This window comes from Bacillus cereus, from assembly GCF_002564555.1.
GTDB lineage: Bacteria > Bacillota > Bacilli > Bacillales > Bacillaceae_G > Bacillus_A > Bacillus_A cereus_K.
In genome coordinates this window covers 23,108-42,621 of sequence record NZ_NUVD01000017.1, presented here as the reverse complement: position 1 = coordinate 42,621, position 19,514 = coordinate 23,108, and the positions used below count along the sequence as shown (strand labels likewise).

The following is a 19,514-nucleotide window of genomic DNA, read 5'->3' as shown; positions in this document are numbered from 1 at the left end:
CTCCTTCATTATAAAAGGTGACGTAACGTAACTTTCAAGTAGTTTGTAAAAAAAATACAAAAAGCCGCTTATACCTTTTGTATAAACAGCTTTTATGGAAGAAAACCCTTTTGTATAGCACGTCCACAAGATAAAATAATTGCCCCAACAACAACACTTGTTGCTGTTTTATGATAATACGCTAAAATTAATAAATAGTATGATAAACCTACAGTACCAATCATAATACATACACTTGGTACTGGATTACGAGAGAAGTTCTGCATCCCCCACAAAAGTGCAAATATAGCCGTCGCAACGCATAATATCGCTAATACCATCCCGTTTCCCCTTTATATATTTATTTGATGACTAAACTCGTATTTAAAAGAAACCCCACTAAAGAAAAATACCCTACAAATCTCACAACTTCTTGCTTATTCCTACAATATCAGTCTCTTTACTATTTCTATATTTCCACTTCGGCCAATAGTTCACAAGAAAATACACCCACTGTCCTAGTACAAATAAAACAAACGGCATACCAGCATTTCCATAAACAATTAAATTGTACAAACTCCATATAGCTAAACTAATCGTAAAAAATAACCCTACATATTTAAACGCTTTATCAGACTGAAATCTCTCAAACTCATCGTTCATTTTCTCTCCCCTTACTCCAGCGTAAATATTTCCTCCACCTTCATCTCAAAATATTTGGCGATTTTTAGGGATAACTCTAGACTTGGATTGTAATGATGATTTTCAATCGCCACGATTGTCTGACGCGTCACCTGCATCGCCTTTGCCATTTCAACTTGTGTTATATGATTTTGCTTTCTTAATTCTTTAATTTTATTTTTTACACCCATAGGCTCCACCTTTAAAAGTAAAGATATCTTTACTTGAATTATAAATATTTTCCAAATACAAGTAAAGATATCTTTACAAAAAAAGGTAAAAAAAGAGAGACATCTAATAAGATGCCTCTTCACCGCTACATAAATCCTAATGCATATACAAGAACGTACCCAAGAACCGATAGACAAACCGAACCAATCAACCCGGCCACGAACGCTTTGCTTCCTAATTTGCGGAACGTTTTAAACTCTACATTTAAACCAAGCCCTGCCATCGCCATTGCGATTAGCATATAAGCAATGACTACAATGTATCCCGCAACAACTTCTGGAATTATACCAAGTGAATGCACCGCGCTCATCGCTAAAAATCCGAAGATGAACCATGGAATTGGGAGATCACGCCAAGAACCTTTTTCTTTGCTTCCCTCGCTCTTACCAAACCATAATCCAATTAAAATCGCTACTGGTACGAGCATCGCAACGCGTGTTAATTTTACAATAACTGCGATGTCTACAGCCGTGCTCCCTCCTGGCGCCGCAGCTGCGATAACGTGCGCAATTTCGTGCAACGTCGCGCCTGAGAACACGCCGTAACCGTACGGAGATAAGCCAAGTACTGGGTATAATAGCGTATAAATAAGTGTAAATATCGTACCTAAAATTGCAATAATCGCTGCCCCGACTGCCGTTTCGTCATCCTTCGCTTTTACTTGCGGTGCAATTGCCACAACCGCGGCCGCGCCGCAAATTGCTGTTCCACATGCTGTTAAAATCCCAAGTTTCTTTTCTACTTTAAATACTTTCGTTAGTCCATATACAACGAAAATAGTAAATGTAATCACAACTGCTGCGATGACCAATACTTTCGGCCCCGCCTTCGCAATATCAACAAGATTTAACCGCATTCCAAGTAAGATGATCCCAAAGCGAAGTAACTTCTTACTTGCAAAGTTCGTTCCTACTATCGCTTCTTGCGGAATTCCGATAGATGCTCGCCAAACCATCCCAATTAGAATAGCAATTACTAATTGCCCCATAATATTTAAAAATGGAAGCTCTGCTAAATATTTCGCGACAATGGCGATTAATAACGTAATCCCAATTCCTTGCGAAAATCCAAAGCCCTTCTTCTTTTGTATAACAAGTGTTTGTTCCACTTTGTACCACCCCAATAATCGTATTGGAACATGCATGTTCTTTCTACTTACATTATAAAAGAGTTTTAATAATAAGTTTAATACCAATACCAAATCTCTATCATCAGAAATACTTATGATAAGATGAAAGAAAACGAAAGGAGCCTAGCAAATGAACGTAGATATTTTAAAGATTTTCGTTACTGTCGTTGAACAGAAACATTTCTCACGTGCAGCAGAATTATTAAACCTTTCCCAGCCCGGCGTAAGTATGCATATTCGTAACTTAGAAAACGAATTTGGAACTACACTCATTCAGCGATCCCCGAAGCACGTTCAAGTGACAGAGGCCGGAAACATTTTATACATACATGCAAAGCAAATGCTCTCTCTTTATGAAGATGCTAAGCAGGAAATTAACGAACTACATAACGTTGTAACAGGGACGCTTCGTATCGGCGCTAGTTTTACAATTGGCGAATACTTGCTTCCGAAAATACTCGCTAACTATGCGAATGAAAATCCGTACGTCGAAGTTCATACCTTTATCTCAAATACAGAAGAAGTTTTGCAAAGCCTCCGCTCTAATCAAATCGATATCGGCTTAGTGGAAGGTCAAGTCGTATACGCCGATGTGGACGTTGAAACGTTTATGCAAGATGAAATGAAGCTCGTCGTTCCACCAAATCATCCACTGCTCCGCACAAATGAAATAAATGAAAGCACACTCCAAGACCAAGTATGGGTATTAAGAGAGAGTGGCTCTGGGACACGTGCTTATAGTGACCGCTTTATTCATCAACACCATTTAAAAATGAAGCGATTCTTTACATTCAGTAGTATACAAAGCGTAAAGGAAGCCGTCGCTGCCGGGCTTGGCATCGCTATCCTTTCTGATTGGACTGTACGGAAAGAGCTACTGGCAAAAGAGCTATTCCACGTCGAAGTTCCAAATGAACAACTAATCCGGCCATTCTCCATCGTGCGCGGCAAATATTTCATTCCATCTAAAGCCATTCAAGTATTTTTAAATTATGTAGATTCTTTTGCGAAAAAACAGAGTTGACCTTCACATTAGTGTGAAGGTTTACAATACATGTAAAAGGAGTGAAACACATTGCGAATCGGAGAGTTATCAAAAAAAACTGGCGTTAGCGAAAGATCACTAAGACATTATGAAGAAAAGGGATTGCTCCCTTCAAATCGCCTCACGAACGGCTATCGTGATTTCGACGAAAGTGCCATTGAAAAAGTAGAGCTTATTCAAATGTACTTACAGCTTGGCTTAAATTTAGAAGAGACGGCAAAAATGATGCGCTGCCTCGAAATCGAACCACACCTGTACGAAAATCCTTGCAGCAGTATCTTGGCACTTTACGAAGATAAGCTCAATGAAGTAACAAGGCAAATCTCATTACTTTCCAGCATTCAAACGAATTTGCAAAAACACGTTTCACTCCTAAAACGAGCAAAAGAAAAGGGATGATTACATGTTTGTTATACACGGCAGTTCAAGACAAAACGGGAATACAGAAGCTTTAACACATATGATGATTGATGGAATTGAAATAGAACAAATTTACTTGCGAGACCATACAGTCCATCCTATTACAGATCAACGTCATGATGCAGAAGGATTTCAACCTGTAAATGATGACTACGAGCAGTTAATCGAGCGTATGCTAGAGCACGACACGATTATCTTCGCTACACCGTTATACTGGTACGGAATGAGCGGTCATATGAAAAACTTCGTCGATCGCTGGTCACAAAGCTTGCGCGACACATCTCTTCACTTCAAAGAGAAAATGAAAGGGAAAAAGATGTACGTTGTCATTGTTGGTGGGGATAATCCGAAACTAAAGGCATTGCCGCTTATTGCTCAATTCCAGTACATCTTTGATTTTGTTGGTTCATCATTTGAAGGCTATATTATTGGGGATGCGAATGGATTAGATGAAATCCAAAATGATGCTGAGGCACTAGCAAAGGCACAAATTTATAATAACGAATTCAAAAATCACAAACAGAAATAAGTTTGACAAACTCATTTGTATGCGCATACAATAAAAATAATATTATGAAAGGAAGGTACTTTGACCAATGAAGTTCTAATTCTCTTATTTATTTCATCCATCACAAATAGTGAACAAAAATGATGAAAACTAGCAGGGGATTAGTCTGTCCATTTGTCGATACTTTCTTTCGAGACGATCATGTAAAAAATCGTTTATTTATGTACGATTTTTACATGCAAGGGCGACGTTTATCCTCTCTAGTAAAACTAGGGAGGTTTTTTTATGACTATTTTATTCGCGCGTAATATTGAAAAGAGCTTTGGTGATCGCACCCTATTTACGTTACCATCACTGGAAATTCAAGCGCAGGATCGTATAGGAATTGTCGGAGTCAACGGAGCTGGAAAATCTACGTTACTACAAATATTAAGTAAAGAAATAGAAGCTGACCAAGGTACAGTAACTCATCATAGTTCGATCGCCATCATTCCTCAGCTTAGCGAGGAACTACCGGAAGCCGCTTCTTCTCTCGCAAAAGGAAAATGGAGTATTTCAAACGTTGCAGATTCAATGAGTGGCGGCGAACGAATGCGCCTAAAGATTGCCCATGCTCTCGAACAGGATGCAGGCATTCTATTCGCTGATGAACCAACAAGCCACTTAGATATGTCCGGTACAGAGCAATTAGAACAGACACTTTTATCTTATAAAGGGGCCATTGTTTTAATATCACATGATCGCGATTTTTTAGATACGATATGTACAAAAATCATCGAAATCGAAGACGGCACTATTCAAGAGTATAAAGGAAATTATTCAAACTATCGAAAACAAAAAGAACGTGAGCGAGCACAAAAGCAAGCAGAGTATGATCAATATATACAAGAAAAAAATCGTTTAGAGCAGTCGATTTCACAAAGAAAGCAACGTGCTTCTAGTATGACAAAAGTCCCAACGCGGTTCAGTTCATCTGAAGCTAAACTCTATAAATTAAGTGGGGCTCATGGCCAAGAACAGGTTAGCAACGCAGCGAAAGCATTAGAGACACGCCTCGAAAAATTAGAAAAAAAAGAAAAGCCAAAGGATCTTTCTCAAGCCCAGTTTGACGTGCAATACCATACACCCATTCATAGTAAAGTAGTGGTACAGTTTAATAAAGCAACAAAGAAAATAGGCGAACGCACATTATTTAAAAATATGAGTGGGACTATTGCCCCCGGTGCAAAGCTTGCTATTTTAGGCGCAAACGGAAGCGGTAAAACAACTTTGTTCAACATGCTTCTCGCAAACGAGCGTGGCATTCAGCTTTCGAAGAGTTGTAAAATCGGATACTTTGAACAAACACTTTCCATTTTGAAAACGAATAAAACAATTTTAGAAAATGTTTTAGAAGAAACAAACTATACAGAGGCGTTCGTTCGAACAATACTTGCACGGCTCCTATTCCGCCGTGAAGATGTTCATAAACCTGTGCATGTCTTAAGTGGCGGTGAACGAATGAAGGTCGCACTCGCAAAAGTATTTTTAGGAAACTATAATATGCTTCTACTTGATGAACCGACAAACTATTTAGACTTAGCGACGCAAGAAGAACTAGAAAGCATGTTACAAGAATATCCTGGCACTATACTTTTCATTAGTCATGACCGTGCCTTTATTCGTTCTGTTGCAGACCATATTCTACAAGTAGATGAGAGCGAGCCAAGAATATTCCACGGCAATTACGAGCAATACACAAAAAGAACAACCGAAGCTTCTGTAAAAGTTACTGAACAAGAATTATTACGATTACAAACAAAATTAACTGAAATCATCAGCCGGATTTCTATACCAAATCCTCACAATGACATCACATGTCTCGAACAAGAATACGAAAAATTATTAGTTCAAATTCAAAAATGTAAAGAAGCGCTCTAATGTCTTCCCTATATATCGACGGGATCTTCCGCATTTCCCAAGAAATATCGCAGCTTCGACATAGAATATTGACCAACCTATAATATTAGACATGATAACAACAAAAAGCCGTGCATCAGCACGGCTTTTCACTTTATCGCGCTATTTATGGGCAGTAAGACTCCACCTCAAAATTCTTCTTATGCAAAGAAGTTAGGTGGGAGTCGGGCTGCCCGTAAACGCCCGATTGGTGAGGGCTGATAATCAGTGGGGGATGAACACCCCCCCACTGATTAAAGTTTCACTTTATATACGGACAGCAGTCCCGCTCACTGCAACCATTAGCATCCCTTCGCGAACTACTTCGTAGTCCACGTCGATGCCAACAATAGCATTCGCATTCTTTTGTCTTGCGAGAGTTTTCATCTCTTCCATTGCGATGTCGCGTGCTTCTTTCAATTTGCTTTCATAAGCGCCAGAACGACCGCCGACAACATCACGGACAGAAGCGAAAAGGTCACGAACGATATTCGCCCCCATAATTGCTTCCCCGTTCACGATATCAATGTAATCAATAATTTCTTTCCCTTGAATTGTAGACGTTGTTGTTACAATCATACTTTATAGCCTCCCATATAAGATTTTCACCTACTTATATGGTGTGCTAATTCGGTAAAAATTATATTTACGAACTAAACTGCGCTTCGTATAACCTACTATATCCTCCGCCTCTTTCAATTAGTTCATCATGCGAACCTTGCTCTGCGATGCCGTCTTTATTTACAACGACGATGCGATCTGCGTTTTTAATCGTCGCAAGTCTATGAGCAATAACTAATGTTGTACGGCCAACAGCTAGTTCTGCAAGTGATTTTTGAATCGCCAGCTCCGTCTCTGTATCTAATGCAGAAGTTGCTTCATCCAATATTAAAATTGGCGGGTTTTTCAAGAACATACGAGCAATGGCTAGACGCTGCTTCTGTCCACCTGAAAGTTTCACGCCGCGCTCACCGATAACTGTATCTAAACCGTCTGGTTGTGAGTAAATTAAATCCTCTAACTGTGCTCTCTTTACCGCCTGCCAAATGTCAGCTTCTGACGCTTTTAAATTTCCGTAAGCGATATTTTCACGAATCGTTCCTGAGAATAAGAACACATCCTGCTGTACAATTCCAATTTGCTTACGAAGTGACGATAATGTCATCTCTTTCGTATCAATGCCATCAATTTGGATTGAACCAGACGATTGCTCATAAAATCGTGGTAATAAACTACATAACGTTGTTTTCCCCGCTCCTGATGGCCCAACGAACGCAACTGTTTCACCTGCATGGATTTTCAAACTAATATCATTTAAAATCGGTTCTTTGTTTTCATATCCGAACGTAATGTTGTTATATTGAATGTCACCGTGTACATGTTTTACTTCTATCGCATCTTTAGAATCTACAATATCAGGCTCTGTTTCAAGCAGTTCTACATATCTTTTAAAACCTGCAATTCCTTTCGGATAACTTTCAATAACCGCGTTAATTTTTTCAATTGGGCGGAAGAAAATATTTGTTAATAAAACAAATCCGATAAATCCACCATACGTTAACTCACCTTGCAGAACAAACCATGTGCCGCATATTAATACGAAGAGCGTTACGAGACGCATGAGCATGTAGCTAATAGATGAGTTGAGTGCCATAATTTTATACGCCATTAATTTTGTTGTACGGAAACGAGCGTTGTTTACAGCGAATTGCTCTTTCTCAAACTTTTCATTTCCAAATGCTTGTACAACGCGAATACCACCGACGTTATTTTCAATACACGCATTGAAATCAGCAACGTCTGAGAATAATCGTCTAAACGTACCCGTCATTTTTTTATTGAAGTAAAGTGCTAACCATAATAAGAATGGAATGACGAAGAATGTTAGCAGAGCTAACTTCCAGTTAATCATCATCATAAATGAAAAGGCCCCAACTAAAGTCATTACGGCGATGAATAAATCTTCCGGCCCGTGGTGAGCTATTTCCCCAATTTCCATTAAATCATTCGTAAGACGTGAAATTAAATGACCCGTTTTATTATTATCAAAAAATCTGAATGATAGCTTTTGAATGTGATCGAATAATTTCTGCCTCATATCTGTTTCAATGTTAACCCCTAGCATATGTCCCCAGTATGTAACGACATATTGCAAACCTGCATTTAACATATAAACTGCAAATAACCCGAAGCAAGCCCATAAAATAAGCGTCCAGTTTTGCCCTGGCAATAACTTATCGATAAATTGGTTTACGATAAGTGGAAACCCGAGTTCAAGCAAACCTGCAATGACTGCGCAAGAAAAATCGAGTATAAATAAACCTTTGTACGGTTTATAGTAAGAAAAAAATTTACGTAGCATACCTTTCCTCCCTTCTCCAAATTAAAAGACTCTCTAAATGATAACCATTATCAAGTAATTATTCAAGTGATTCGTCTATGAAACTAAAAATGAGTTTTGCGATAGTTGTCTTTTTTACTAGAAAATCGATATAGATTTCATTTACTGCCGCCAATCCACCAAAACCAAAAAGGGTGTCACCTAGTGGTGACACCCTCACTTCTATTTACATCGCTTCCGAATCCCACTCATGTTCCTGCTGAACGAATACAACACCTAATTCGTGATGTCCCCCAGCATATAATGCAGTTTGAGCAAGACGAAGCTCACCATTTGTATCTACTACTTCTAATTTACAAAACGCTCCTGTTGTCTTCGTTTGAAGCGCATCATAAAATTCCTCGGCGCTTCTTGGAACGACTCCATTTACTTTCGTAATAACTTCTCCAGGCAGTAAGTTTAGCTCAGCCCCAATTGTATTTGGAATTGTATCTAACACAACAAGCCCATCATTACGTGCAGCAAAATACGCTGGTCTTGTCTCATCTACAATTTTTTCTTGCATCGAGATCGTGAAACGTCCAAGCATTGCGACTCCCATCGCGATAATAGCAAGTACGTGCCACCAATAACTTGCGATCCCTAAAACAAGTACAAGCCCAGCTAATCCATAAACACGTCTTCCTGTAAATAATAAAGCTTCCGTCGGCTCATAACTTCTAATCTTTCTCATAAATCCAATTAAAAACGGAACAAGGAATAGAGAATATGTATTTGAACCTATTGAAACAACAGGCCACCATGAAATAAACTGAGTTACCGCATCACCCGGCACAAGAATAAAAATCGGAACAATCCATAAACGCTTCGATTCGTGTAAACCAATCTTTAGCCCACGTTTCCCCTTCCTAATCCTCGGTGTAGAATATCCCACCGCGTTTTTAGAAATCAATAAGCCCTCTACAATAAGCATGACGCCTAGTAAAATAGCAAGAGATACAATCGTACCCTCTTCGCCTTCTCCAAGCTGTAAGAAGGAAATTGGTAGCTTAGAAGACAATAGAACACATACGATCGCGATACTAAACGTATACGCTGCTGATAAATATCGATACATAGCAGTTAATCCAAATAGTAACGTCCAAAGTAAAATGGCCCATAAGCTCGCTTTAGAAACAACAAGTCCAAGTCCAATCGTAACAATAGATACCACTAATCCGTATCCAATTCCTGCAAATAGAGATGTTCGTAATTCAAACCAAATATCGTAAACTTTAAAAGAAAAATCTTTTCGTTCTCGTAATATACGTAAGTATCCAACGAAGATACTACTTATTAAAAATACATAGACAGCAGGGTGTAAGAAAAAACGTCCAACTGCCCGCATTATTTCAAAAATCCATGCCTCCACGAACTCATTCACCACCATTTATATCATTCTTTCTTTTTATCTTATCATAACTGGACAAACGTTTGTTTAACACAAAAAAATACAGGCAATAAAATGCCTGTATTTCTTCTTATTTTGCCATTAATTTTAACGCTGATTGTAATTGCAAATCATTTTCTCCAGAACGGATTTTTTCAATGATTTTATTTTGGATTGCTTCAGCTGTCTTTTTATCAAGCTGTCCTGTCGCTTCCATCTCATTCGCATTTTGGAATGCTTTCACCGCTGATTCTGTCTCTTTACTAAAGTATCCATCTTCACGACCCGGTACATATCCTAAGCTTTTTAGCATTTCTTGTGCATGCTTTACTTGCTCATCATTTGAATTGTATGAAAGTGTTTTTTCAATTTGAATTGGCGTCGCATGATAGTAATCTGGTTGTTTCACTTCTACAGTTGGCTTAATTCCTTTTTTATGAATCCAATTTCCATCTGGAGTTAACCATTTGAACATCGTTAATTTAATGTTACTACCATCTTTAAATGGAACAGCTTGCTGAACAGTTCCTTTACCAAACGTTGTTTCACCAATTAAATCGTAACCTTCTCCTTCTTTCAGCGCGCCAGCTAAAATTTCCGAAGCAGAGGCACTTCCTTTATCAATTAACACTGAAATTGGATATGGCTTTCTCTCTTTCAGTTCTGTAGAGATTTTCTTTTTCTCACCATTGCGCTGCTCTACTTGTAACATTGGCTTTTTATCTGTCATGATCTCTCCTAGTATTTCTTCTACACTATTTAAATAGCCACCAGGATTACCACGCACGTCAATAACTAAGCCTTGTATGTTTTTCTTCTCTAATTCTTTTAACTGATCCTTAAATTCTTTCGCTGTATTTTCAGCAAAAGAAGTAATTTGCATATAACCGATATCTTTTCCGTTCTCTTGTTTCACAGAACTAAATACCGTGAAGATCGGAATTTTTTCACGCTTAATTTTAAATACAATCGGATCAGTCACTCCTGCACGTTTAATTTCAATTGCGACAGTCGTTCCCTTTTTACCACGAATTTTTAATACGGCTTCTTCACGTGATAAGTCTTTCACACTGTTTCCATCTACAGATAAAATTTGGTCATTCGGTTTAATCCCTATTTTTTCTGCTGGTGAACCTTTAATTGGCGATACGATAATAAGCTTACCGTCCGTCTTGTTCACCTCAGCCCCAATCCCCTCTAATTCAGGATCAAGCGATTCACTAAACTGTTTGGCTGTTTCTTTATCCATATACGTGGAATAAGGGTCCTTCAGCGTAGACAACATACCTTGTATTGCACCTTCGACTAACTTGTCGTCTTTCACGTCTTCCACATAACGTGAATCAATTAGTGCATACGCCTCATTAATTTTTGCCAAATTCCCTTGCGTTGTGCTAGCGTTCCCACTCGAAATTGTTTGCGTTACTTCTGCTGGGTTAACCCCAAATAAAGACATTCCTGCAAACATTCCGCCAGCACCAATTAAAAATGCAACAACCATTCCAATAATTGCAACTCTACGTTTCAATGCGGAATTCCCCTTTCCAAAACACACAGGTGGTGTAGCAAAAGGCATCACACAGTGTGTGATGCCTTTACCTATTTCTACTATATGATAAGCTTGTACGAATTATGTTTGCAACTTTTTATACTTTTAAGAAGCGACGAATTGACATTACACTTCCCCACATACCAATTAATGCACCGATTAACACTAATAAACCAGCTAATTGGAATACGAATGGGTTGTATGGTAGAAGCTCGAAAATTGTTCCGCCAAGTTTTTCATTAAACACACCTTGCAATGAATTATACATAACTAAGATTATGCCAATTGGAATAATTGATCCTAATACTCCTAGGAATAATCCTTCTAACAAGAATGGCCAACGAATAAACCAGTTTGTTGCACCAACAAGTTTCATAATTTCAATCTCAGTACTACGAGCATAAATTGTAATTTTAATTGTGTTAGAGATTAAGAACATCGCTGTGAATAGAAGACCCGCAATTAATAGAATCCCGATGTTACGACCAGTTTTTACAGTATCAAATAATTTTTCAACTTGACCTTTGCCGTATTGAACATTACTTACAAACTGCATCTTCTCAATCTTCTTCGCGATTGCCGCTGTATCTGTTGGTTCTTTCGCCTTTACAACGAATACGTCTTTCAGTGGGTTATCTTGCTCGAATAACTCGAACGTTTTTCCACTATCACCTAAACTTTTAATTAAACGTTTCAACTCTTCTTCTTTAGAAGAATATTTAATTGAATCTACTTTTGCAATCTTACTCATATCATCTTCTAATTTCTTTTGATCAGCTTCTTTTGCTGCTGGATCAATATGCACACGAATTTCCACATCTTGCTCTACTTTCGTCGCAAAATGGTTCATATTCATAATCGCCGTTAAAAAGACACCTACAAGTAATAATGTAACCGTTACTGCACTAACAGAAGCAAACGTCATCCATCCATTACGGGATAGATTCTTTACACCTTCTCGCAAATGTCGACTAAGGGTTTTAGTCTTCATATCCGTATCCTCCCTCAATCTCGTCTCGAACAATTTTTCCGCCTTCAATCGCGATTACACGATGACGAATTGTATTTACGATATCTGAGTTATGTGTCGCCATAACAATCGTTGTACCGCGCTCATTAATGCGCGTAAAAATCTTCATAATATCAAGAGCCGTTTCAATATCTAAGTTACCTGTTGGCTCATCGGCAATTACAACCTTTGGTCTATTTACAATCGCTCTGGCAATCGCCACACGTTGTTGCTCTCCGCCCGAAAGTTCACCTGGAAGTGCATCTGCACGATCTTCAAGGCCTACAAGACCTAATACTTCCGTAACACGCTCACGAATCGCTTCCTTCTCTTCTTCAATTACTTCTAAAGCAAACGCAACATTCTCATATACCGTTAATTTAGGTAGCAATTTAAAATCTTGGAAAATCACGCCTAATTGACGACGAAAATACGGAACATCTCTTTCTGCTAATGTTTCAATTACAAGTCCATTTACATTAATTGATCCTGTAGATGGTTTCTCTTCACGATACATCATTTTAATAAATGTAGATTTTCCGGCTCCACTCGGTCCAACTACGTATACGAATTCACCTTGTTTAATGTTAACTGTGAGACCAGCAATGGCTTTCATACCATTCGGGTACTCCTTATAAACATTCGTCATTTTTATCATTATTTATCACCCAATACTTAATGATTTTTTTTCGAAATACTTTACTGTACATTTGAAAATAAAACAAAAACTTTTATTCTCTGTTCACCATTCTTGTTGAAGGCAGCTTCCTTACATGCCTTTTATTAGCAACGCTGCTCTATGTAATATATTTCATCAAAATTCTACAAACCCCATTGTAACATCAATCGGTTTCCAATTCGGATACAGTTTTGTTACAGTTATGTTACATCCCCCCAAAAGAGAAACGAGCTGCTGTAATTTATTAACCCGAAAAGCTTTTCGGGCAAATTATACACTCAGCTCGTTTATTAAACATTTTCTTATTTATGTTCAGCTAACCATTCAGCTACTTTTTTCGCGTCTTCACCTTGAATAAGTCCTGGTGACATTGAACCGCGGCCTTTTTTAATAATTTCTTCGATATCTGCAGCATCGTACTTACCGCCAACTTTTCTTAAATCAGGTCCAGTTGCCCCCGATAAATCTGTCGCGTGACATCCAGCACAACTTCTTTGGAAAATTTGTTCTGCGCTATCTGTGCTTGCAGATTGTTTCGAAGAATTACTCTCTTCTTTATTTCCGCACGCTCCTAAAGCAAAAACGACTGATGTCCCTAACGCAATAGCCAACAATTTCTTTTTCACTTCTATCGCTCCCCATTGTTGATATTCTTTTCATTCCTAACACACTCATTTTTCATTATAAGCATTATCTTTATATAGAAAAACCAAGGTATACTTCATATTTTTCATAAATGTAGTGAGAACCCTGATAAAATAAAGCTTTCATAATTTGTTTCAATTCTGTGAACACCTTAGAAATTTCTATAAAGAACCTTTTTCTAAAAAACAAATTAGAACATCTCTATATAAATCCCTACTCTATTACCGCTCTATTTTACTATTCTCTACTTTTTACAAAACAATGTACAGCATTGTATTCTACATATAATTCCATCAAAAAGAGAAGTTGTTGTTTCCAACTTCTCTTCCTCTTTACTTCATCCATATAAATAAAATCAAATGCTGTATATCCTCTATTTCCTCAGCATGAGCCAACAATTCTGTTGGCTTTTTTTACATTAAATACGAGAACGTAAATACGCATCAATAAACGGATCAATTTCTCCATCCATAACAGCTTGTACGTTACCAACCTCTGTATTTGTACGGTGATCTTTTACAAGAGAATACGGGTGGAATACGTAAGAACGGATTTGGCTACCCCATCCAATTTCTTTTTGCTCTCCGCGAATCTCATCTAATTGCGCTTGTTGTTCTTCTAATTTCTTTTGGTACAGTTTCGCTTTTAACATTTTCATCGCATGCTCACGGTTTTTAATTTGAGAACGTTCTGACTGACATGTTACAACCGTATTTGTCGGTGTATGCGTAATACGAACTGCTGAATCTGTCGTATTAACGTGCTGCCCACCAGCTCCACTTGCACGGTACGTATCAATTTTCAAGTCTTCTGTACGCACTTCAATTTCAACTTCATCATTGAACTCAGGTACAACTTCACAAGAAACAAACGATGTATGACGACGGCCTGAAGAATCGAATGGTGAAATACGTACAAGACGGTGTACACCCTTCTCAGCTTTTAAGTAACCATAAGCGTTATGACCTTTAATTAATAAAGTAACACTCTTAATACCTGCTTCGTCACCCGGTAAGTAATCAACCGTTTCTACTTTAAATCCACGCTTTTCAGCCCAGCGTGTATACATACGTAATAACATAGAACCCCAGTCTTGTGACTCTGTTCCACCTGCACCTGGGTGTAATTCTAAAATCGCATTATTTTTATCATAAGGATCACTTAATAGTAACTGAAGCTCATATTCATTCATTTCTTGAATTAAACCTTTTACTTCTGATTCTAATTCCTCATGCAAATCTTCATCATACTCTTCTTTTAACAGTTCATGCGTTACTTCTAAGTTTTCAAACGTCTCATCTAGCTGACGGAACTTTCCAACCATATCTTTTAACGCATTTGCTTCGTTAATTACAGATTGAGCGCCTTGTTGGTCATCCCAAAATCCCGCGCCCATCATTGTTTCTTCTAATTCTGCAATTTGTTTCTCCTTAGTAGGAAGGTCAAAGAGACCCCCTAAAAGCCGCTAATCTCTTAGCCATTTTCTCTAATTCTTGTCTAATTTCTACTAATTCCATTTCCTTCACCTCTATGTAATTGCTGTTACTTTCGTATGAAAACAAGGGAAACTCTCTCCACTTATTACGGAGAGAGTTTAATCCTTTTCATTATATATTTTTGATATAAAAGTTTGCAAAACGGTCTGAACTACCGGTTCGTATTACTTCCCAATACCACAGCAGTTTTTATATTTTTTACCACTACCACATTTACATAAATCGTTGCGACCCATTTGGTCACCTTTTACAACTGGCTTTTTCTTCGCTTCTTCGCCATCACTAGATGGATGAACAGCTTCACCTTGAACAACTTCTTGACGCTCTAGGTTTTGTTCAATTTCAGCTTTCATAATGTAACGAGAGATTTCCTCTTCAATAGAAGCAATCATCGACTCGAACATTGCGAAACCTTCCATTTGATACTCACGAAGTGGATCGATTTGACCGTAAGCACGTAAATGAATACCTTCACGAAGGTGATCCATCGCATCAATATGCTCTGTCCATTTCGTATCTACAACACGGAATACAACAACCTTTTCGAATTCACGCGTCTGCTCTTCAGGTAGAAGTTTTTCTCTTTCATTATAACGCTCTAATAATTTCGCGATGATTGATTCGCTCATTTCTTCTGGAGCAAGGCGACGTAACTCTTCTTCTTTTACATCTCCTTCTTGCAGAAGGTTTGTATTTAAGTAATCGACAAGACCTTTAATGTTCCAATCTTCTTCGATTTCTTCTTGCGTATGAAGTGCAACAGCACGTTCTATCGTAGATTTCATCATACCTTCAATAATGCTGCGTAAGTTCTCAGACTCCATTACTTCTTGACGCTGTTTATAAATAACTTCACGTTGCTGACGAAGTACATCATCGTACTGTAGTAACTGCTTACGCGCATCATAGTTATTTCCTTCTACACGTTTTTGCGCAGATTCTACTGCACGAGAAACCATTTTACTTTCGATTGGCTGAGAATCATCCATACCAAGGCGATCCATCATTGATTTCATATTGTCAGAACCAAATCGGCGCATTAATTCATCTTCCATTGATAAGTAGAACTGCGTAACACCAGGGTCCCCTTGACGACCAGCACGACCACGTAACTGATTATCAATACGACGGCTTTCGTGACGTTCTGTACCGATAACTGCTAGACCAACGTTTCTAATATCGTCTCCAAGTTTAATATCCGTACCACGACCAGCCATATTCGTCGCAATCGTTACAGCACCTTTCATACCAGCTTCCGCAATGATATCTGCTTCACGCGCATGGTTTTTCGCGTTTAAGATGTTATGACGTACACCTTTACGTGTTAACATTTTTGAAATAAGCTCTGACGTTTCAATTGCAACTGTACCAACAAGAATAGGTTGCCCTTGTTTATGACGGTTTACAATATCCTCAACAACTGCATTGAATTTACCTTCCATTGATTTGAAGATTAAATCAGCACGGTCATCACGAATAATATCTTTATTCGTTGGAATTACGATAACATTCATATTGTAAATACTACGGAATTCTTCTTCTTCCGTTTTCGCTGTACCAGTCATACCAGATAACTTTTCGTACATACGGAAGTAGTTCTGGAACGTAATTGTTGCAAGCGTCATACTTTCATTTTGAATTTCTACGCCTTCTTTTGCTTCAATAGCTTGGTGTAAACCTTCGCTATAACGACGACCTTTCATAAGACGACCAGTGAATTGGTCTACAATTACGATTTCGCCTTCTTGTACAACATAATCTGTATCAAGGTGCATAACAACGTGCGCACGAAGTGCCTGATTAATATGGTGAAGAAGTGCTACATGTTTTAAATCGAATAAATTTTCAATGTGGAAAGCTTTCTCAGCTTTCGTAATACCATCTTCTGTTAACATTACATTTTTCGTCTTCACATCAAATGTATACTCTTTTTCATTTTCTAACGTACGAACAAATGCATTCGCAAACATATATAGCTCTGCTGACTTTTGAGCTTGTCCAGAAATAATAAGCGGCGTACGTGCTTCATCGACTAAAATAGAATCGACTTCATCGATAATAGCAAAATGAAGTGGACGTTGAACGCGCTGCTCTTTATATAAAACCATGTTGTCACGTAAGTAATCGAATCCAAGCTCATTATTTGTGCTATACGTAATATCAGCAGCATAAGCAGCTTGTTTCTCTTCGCGCGACATATGATTTAAGTTAATTCCTACCGTTAAGCCCAGGAACTCATGAAGTTGTCCCATTTCGCTCGCATCACGTTGTGCTAAGTATTCATTGACTGTAACAACGTGAACACCTTTTCCTGTTAAAGCATTTAAGTATACAGGTAATGTCGATGTTAACGTTTTACCTTCACCCGTTTTCATCTCAGAAATATTACCTTCATGTAAGGCAATACCACCCATTAACTGTACTCCGTACGGACGCATTCCAAGAACACGAGTCGCAGCTTCGCGAACAACTGCAAAAGCTTCAGGAAGTAGATCATCTACCGTCTCACCTTTTGTTAGACGTTCTTTAAATTCAAGCGTCTTTCCTTTTAATTGTTCATCAGTTAGCGGCTTAATAGATGATTCTAATGCATCAATTTGCTCAACTGTCTTCTGCATACGTTTAATTTGGCGTTGATTTACATCAAACACCTTTTTTAAAATACCGATCATAGGAAATACGCTCCTCTTTTTATTAAAATAAAACTTCCGATTGCTTTTCTTTTTCTCTTTACAATCAGTCGTTATAAAAATCAAATGTATGTTATGCCAATTTTTCTCCTAATTAAAAAAACTAAAATGTATATACCTGATTATAATTGTAACACTTGTCTTATAACTATGACAACAATCGGCAGAATGTCTAGCCTTATATTCAGAAAAAGTTTTTATTTCACTTATTCCAACACACTAATATTTCTTTTCTCTTTCTATTCCAGATTACAAATTTCGTATTAAATCTAAGTAATACTCTTTCAAGTTCTCTTTTAAAGAGGATGGCTCAATTATTTTTATAGTTTTACCAAAGCTAGCCAAATACGAAATAATAAAGTTGATTTCCGCAGGCTCATACGTTCCTACTAAATATGTATCTCCATATTCTTCCCATAACTTCATCGAAGGATATTGTTGCTGCTTAAATACCTCTATCCCCCTTGCAGTAATCGAGCATTTAAAATGGATAGCTTGTTCAGTCTCCTTCCAAAGACTATGTGCGTTATGTATATTTACATTTTTCAAATCCATACTATCCTCAACATCTACCACCTCTAACGACTTAATACGATCACCGCGAAATACCCGATACGCTGTTTTGTCTAAATCGTAAGCTTGGCAATACCAATATCCTTTCATTGCATAAATCGAAATCGGCTGAATACGGCGCATTGTCGTTTGCTTCGGCGTAACATAATTTATATTTAATGCCTTATTTTGAACAGCTGCTAATAAAAGTTCTTCTAGATAGCTACATTCATGTGCCTGTTCCAAATGATAAAAAGCAACTCTCTTTTGCAAGTTTTCAATTTGCTCGCGCTGTTTTGGCGAGACACTGTCTAAAAATTTCTTATTAATGGAATGAAACGATACTTGAAAGGGACTACTCACAAAGCTTTTTAAAGCTTGCATTGCAAAATAAAGTGCAAAAACTTCATGGTTTGTAAACGAAATTGGCGGTAATGCCATCGATTTTATTAAACGGTATCCTCCATACCGACCATATTCCGCAAAAAGAGGGGCACCCATTTCTTCTAATGATGTAATATCACGTAACGCCGTCCTTTTCGAAATTTGAAACTCATTCATTAAATCTTTCAATGTGAATATTTGTTTTTGATTGATAAAACGCAGCATCTGATTTAAACGTTCAACTTTTTTCATAAACTCTCCCTATGGGTGTCATACATTGGCACCTTATATTTGTATAGTAATAAGTGTAAACATATATGAAGGAGGCAATACAATGAATTTTGAAGTAATCCCTTTTTTATCATTAAACGGGCAAGGTGCCAAAGCAATTGCATTTTACGAACAACATTTAGGTGCAAAAGTTTTATTTAAAAAGAATTATAAAGAGATGAAAGAAATAGATCCAAATTTCACCTACGAAGAAAGCCAAGAACATTATATTACCCATTCCGTTTTACAAATTGGCACTAATAAAATTATGATTGCGGAGCAGGCAGTTGATTCCACACGCCCTTGGCAATTAAGTAATAGCTCATCTTTATGTATTCAATCTAAAGATTTCCAAGCCATTGAAGCACTCTATCATAATCTAATTAAACATGAAGAAGTTCATATTTTAACACCTTTTGAAAAAAACTCATTCAGCCCGGGTTACGCCATTGTTCGAGATCCTTTCGGAATTGTAATACAATTGACAGTAACGAGACATGACTTCTAAATCTCATCATAAAATACAAAAATATATAAAA

Annotated in this window: 19 protein-coding genes; 5 read left to right on the top strand and 14 right to left on the bottom strand. The window is 37.7% G+C overall.

Features of this window, described 5'->3' with window-relative positions:
* Window positions 1-92: 92 nt before the first annotated feature.
* The 4 genes from COI75_RS09120 to COI75_RS09105 all read right to left on the bottom strand — a co-directional run bounded on the left by COI75_RS09120 (window position 93) and on the right by COI75_RS09105 (window position 1,999).
* A complete protein-coding gene (locus COI75_RS09120) occupies window positions 93-320 on the bottom strand; it encodes a hypothetical protein (protein WP_098448328.1) in 228 nt (75 codons plus the stop codon).
* Window positions 321-402: 82 nt separating this feature from the next.
* Window positions 403-642: a hypothetical protein gene (locus COI75_RS09115; RefSeq protein WP_098380286.1), complete on the bottom strand. Its 240-nt coding sequence runs from the start codon at window positions 640-642 to the stop codon at window positions 403-405.
* A gap of 11 nt (window positions 643-653) precedes the next feature.
* Window positions 654-851, bottom strand: a complete 198-nt coding sequence (locus COI75_RS09110) for a helix-turn-helix transcriptional regulator (RefSeq protein ID WP_000538361.1) — start codon at window positions 849-851, stop codon at window positions 654-656.
* A 125-nt stretch (window positions 852-976) separates the two neighbouring features.
* Window positions 977-1,999, bottom strand: a complete 1,023-nt coding sequence (locus COI75_RS09105) for a YeiH family protein (protein WP_000438428.1) — start codon at window positions 1,997-1,999, stop codon at window positions 977-979.
* Between the two features lie 151 nt (window positions 2,000-2,150).
* Between COI75_RS09105 and COI75_RS09100 the strand changes: the two genes are divergently transcribed.
* The 4 genes from COI75_RS09100 to abc-f all read left to right on the top strand — a co-directional run bounded on the left by COI75_RS09100 (window position 2,151) and on the right by abc-f (window position 5,913).
* Window positions 2,151-3,044: a LysR family transcriptional regulator gene (locus tag COI75_RS09100; protein ID WP_098380285.1), complete on the top strand. Its 894-nt coding sequence runs from the start codon at window positions 2,151-2,153 to the stop codon at window positions 3,042-3,044.
* 51 nt (window positions 3,045-3,095) lie between these two features.
* Complete coding sequence (locus tag COI75_RS09095; protein WP_098380284.1) at window positions 3,096-3,464, top strand: MerR family transcriptional regulator; 369 nt, start codon at window positions 3,096-3,098, stop codon at window positions 3,462-3,464.
* Window positions 3,465-3,468: 4 nt separating this feature from the next.
* A complete protein-coding gene (locus COI75_RS09090; protein ID WP_000497597.1) occupies window positions 3,469-4,014 on the top strand; it encodes a flavodoxin family protein in 546 nt (181 codons plus the stop codon).
* Window positions 4,015-4,278: 264 nt separating this feature from the next.
* On the top strand, window positions 4,279-5,913 hold the full coding sequence (abc-f, locus tag COI75_RS09085) for a ribosomal protection-like ABC-F family protein (protein WP_098448327.1): 1,635 nt from the start codon (window positions 4,279-4,281) through the stop codon (window positions 5,911-5,913).
* 285 nt (window positions 5,914-6,198) lie between these two features.
* Here the strand turns inward: abc-f and COI75_RS09080 are convergent, their stop codons facing one another.
* The 10 genes from COI75_RS09080 to COI75_RS09030 form a co-directional block, all read right to left on the bottom strand.
* Window positions 6,199-6,510 carry a YbjQ family protein gene (locus COI75_RS09080; protein WP_000637520.1) on the bottom strand — a complete coding sequence of 104 codons (312 nt, stop codon included), beginning with the start codon at window positions 6,508-6,510 and terminating at the stop codon, window positions 6,199-6,201.
* 67 nt (window positions 6,511-6,577) lie between these two features.
* Window positions 6,578-8,293, bottom strand: a complete 1,716-nt coding sequence (locus COI75_RS09075) for an ABC transporter ATP-binding protein (RefSeq protein WP_000944597.1) — start codon at window positions 8,291-8,293, stop codon at window positions 6,578-6,580.
* 205 nt (window positions 8,294-8,498) lie between these two features.
* Window positions 8,499-9,683 carry a PDZ domain-containing protein gene (locus COI75_RS09070; RefSeq protein ID WP_000388626.1) on the bottom strand — a complete coding sequence of 395 codons (1,185 nt, stop codon included), beginning with the start codon at window positions 9,681-9,683 and terminating at the stop codon, window positions 8,499-8,501.
* Between the two features lie 109 nt (window positions 9,684-9,792).
* Window positions 9,793-11,229, bottom strand: coding sequence for a S41 family peptidase (locus tag COI75_RS09065; protein WP_000830302.1), 1,437 nt, complete (start codon window positions 11,227-11,229; stop codon window positions 9,793-9,795).
* 118 nt (window positions 11,230-11,347) lie between these two features.
* Window positions 11,348-12,241 (bottom strand): permease-like cell division protein FtsX, encoded by an 894-nt coding sequence (gene ftsX, locus COI75_RS09060; RefSeq protein ID WP_000853148.1) that lies wholly within the window; start codon window positions 12,239-12,241, stop codon window positions 11,348-11,350.
* A complete protein-coding gene (gene ftsE, locus COI75_RS09055; protein WP_000594324.1) occupies window positions 12,231-12,917 on the bottom strand; it encodes a cell division ATP-binding protein FtsE in 687 nt (228 codons plus the stop codon). The genes ftsX and ftsE overlap by 11 nt, the downstream gene beginning before the upstream one ends.
* A 323-nt stretch (window positions 12,918-13,240) precedes the next feature.
* On the bottom strand, window positions 13,241-13,564 hold the full coding sequence (gene cccB / locus COI75_RS09045) for a cytochrome c551 (RefSeq protein WP_000727974.1): 324 nt from the start codon (window positions 13,562-13,564) through the stop codon (window positions 13,241-13,243).
* 437 nt (window positions 13,565-14,001) lie between these two features.
* Window positions 14,002-15,100 (bottom strand): peptide chain release factor 2 gene (gene prfB, locus COI75_RS09040; protein ID WP_097807495.1). Its coding sequence is split into 2 segments (ribosomal slippage): window positions 14,002-15,027 and window positions 15,029-15,100, totalling 1,098 coding nucleotides; the frame shifts between segments, so codons are not numbered across the junction.
* A 143-nt stretch (window positions 15,101-15,243) separates the two neighbouring features.
* Window positions 15,244-17,751 carry a preprotein translocase subunit SecA gene (gene secA, locus COI75_RS09035; protein WP_000579376.1) on the bottom strand — a complete coding sequence of 836 codons (2,508 nt, stop codon included), beginning with the start codon at window positions 17,749-17,751 and terminating at the stop codon, window positions 15,244-15,246.
* A gap of 267 nt (window positions 17,752-18,018) precedes the next feature.
* On the bottom strand, window positions 18,019-18,957 hold the full coding sequence (locus COI75_RS09030) for a helix-turn-helix transcriptional regulator (RefSeq protein ID WP_000755075.1): 939 nt from the start codon (window positions 18,955-18,957) through the stop codon (window positions 18,019-18,021).
* An 82-nt stretch (window positions 18,958-19,039) separates the two neighbouring features.
* On the opposite strand from COI75_RS09030, the gene COI75_RS09025 reads away from it, so the two are divergent.
* The gene (locus COI75_RS09025) at window positions 19,040-19,483 is read left to right on the top strand and encodes a VOC family protein (RefSeq protein ID WP_001008699.1); all 444 of its coding nucleotides are present in this window, start codon (window positions 19,040-19,042) and stop codon (window positions 19,481-19,483) included.
* The last annotated feature ends 31 nt before the right edge of the window (window positions 19,484-19,514 follow it).

What these genes read in the sequence shown, in the direction of transcription:
- COI75_RS09030 (WP_000755075.1), bottom strand. Translation starts at nt 18,957, where the DNA reads ATGAAAAAAGTTGAACGTTTAAATCAGATGCTGCGTTTTATCAATCAA.
- ftsX (WP_000853148.1), bottom strand. Translation starts at nt 12,241, where the DNA reads ATGAAGACTAAAACCCTTAGTCGACATTTGCGAGAAGGTGTAAAGAAT.
- COI75_RS09110 (WP_000538361.1), bottom strand. Translation starts at nt 851, where the DNA reads ATGGGTGTAAAAAATAAAATTAAAGAATTAAGAAAGCAAAATCATATA.
- secA (WP_000579376.1), bottom strand. Translation starts at nt 17,751, where the DNA reads ATGATCGGTATTTTAAAAAAGGTGTTTGATGTAAATCAACGCCAAATT.
- COI75_RS09025 (WP_001008699.1), top strand. Translation starts at nt 19,040, where the DNA reads ATGAATTTTGAAGTAATCCCTTTTTTATCATTAAACGGGCAAGGTGCC.
- COI75_RS09120 (WP_098448328.1), bottom strand. Translation starts at nt 320, where the DNA reads ATGGTATTAGCGATATTATGCGTTGCGACGGCTATATTTGCACTTTTG.
- COI75_RS09080 (WP_000637520.1), bottom strand. Translation starts at nt 6,510, where the DNA reads ATGATTGTAACAACAACGTCTACAATTCAAGGGAAAGAAATTATTGAT.
- COI75_RS09115 (WP_098380286.1), bottom strand. Translation starts at nt 642, where the DNA reads ATGAACGATGAGTTTGAGAGATTTCAGTCTGATAAAGCGTTTAAATAT.
- ftsE (WP_000594324.1), bottom strand. Translation starts at nt 12,917, where the DNA reads ATGATAAAAATGACGAATGTTTATAAGGAGTACCCGAATGGTATGAAA.
- abc-f (WP_098448327.1), top strand. Translation starts at nt 4,279, where the DNA reads ATGACTATTTTATTCGCGCGTAATATTGAAAAGAGCTTTGGTGATCGC.
- COI75_RS09090 (WP_000497597.1), top strand. Translation starts at nt 3,469, where the DNA reads ATGTTTGTTATACACGGCAGTTCAAGACAAAACGGGAATACAGAAGCT.
- COI75_RS09075 (WP_000944597.1), bottom strand. Translation starts at nt 8,293, where the DNA reads ATGCTACGTAAATTTTTTTCTTACTATAAACCGTACAAAGGTTTATTT.
- COI75_RS09100 (WP_098380285.1), top strand. Translation starts at nt 2,151, where the DNA reads ATGAACGTAGATATTTTAAAGATTTTCGTTACTGTCGTTGAACAGAAA.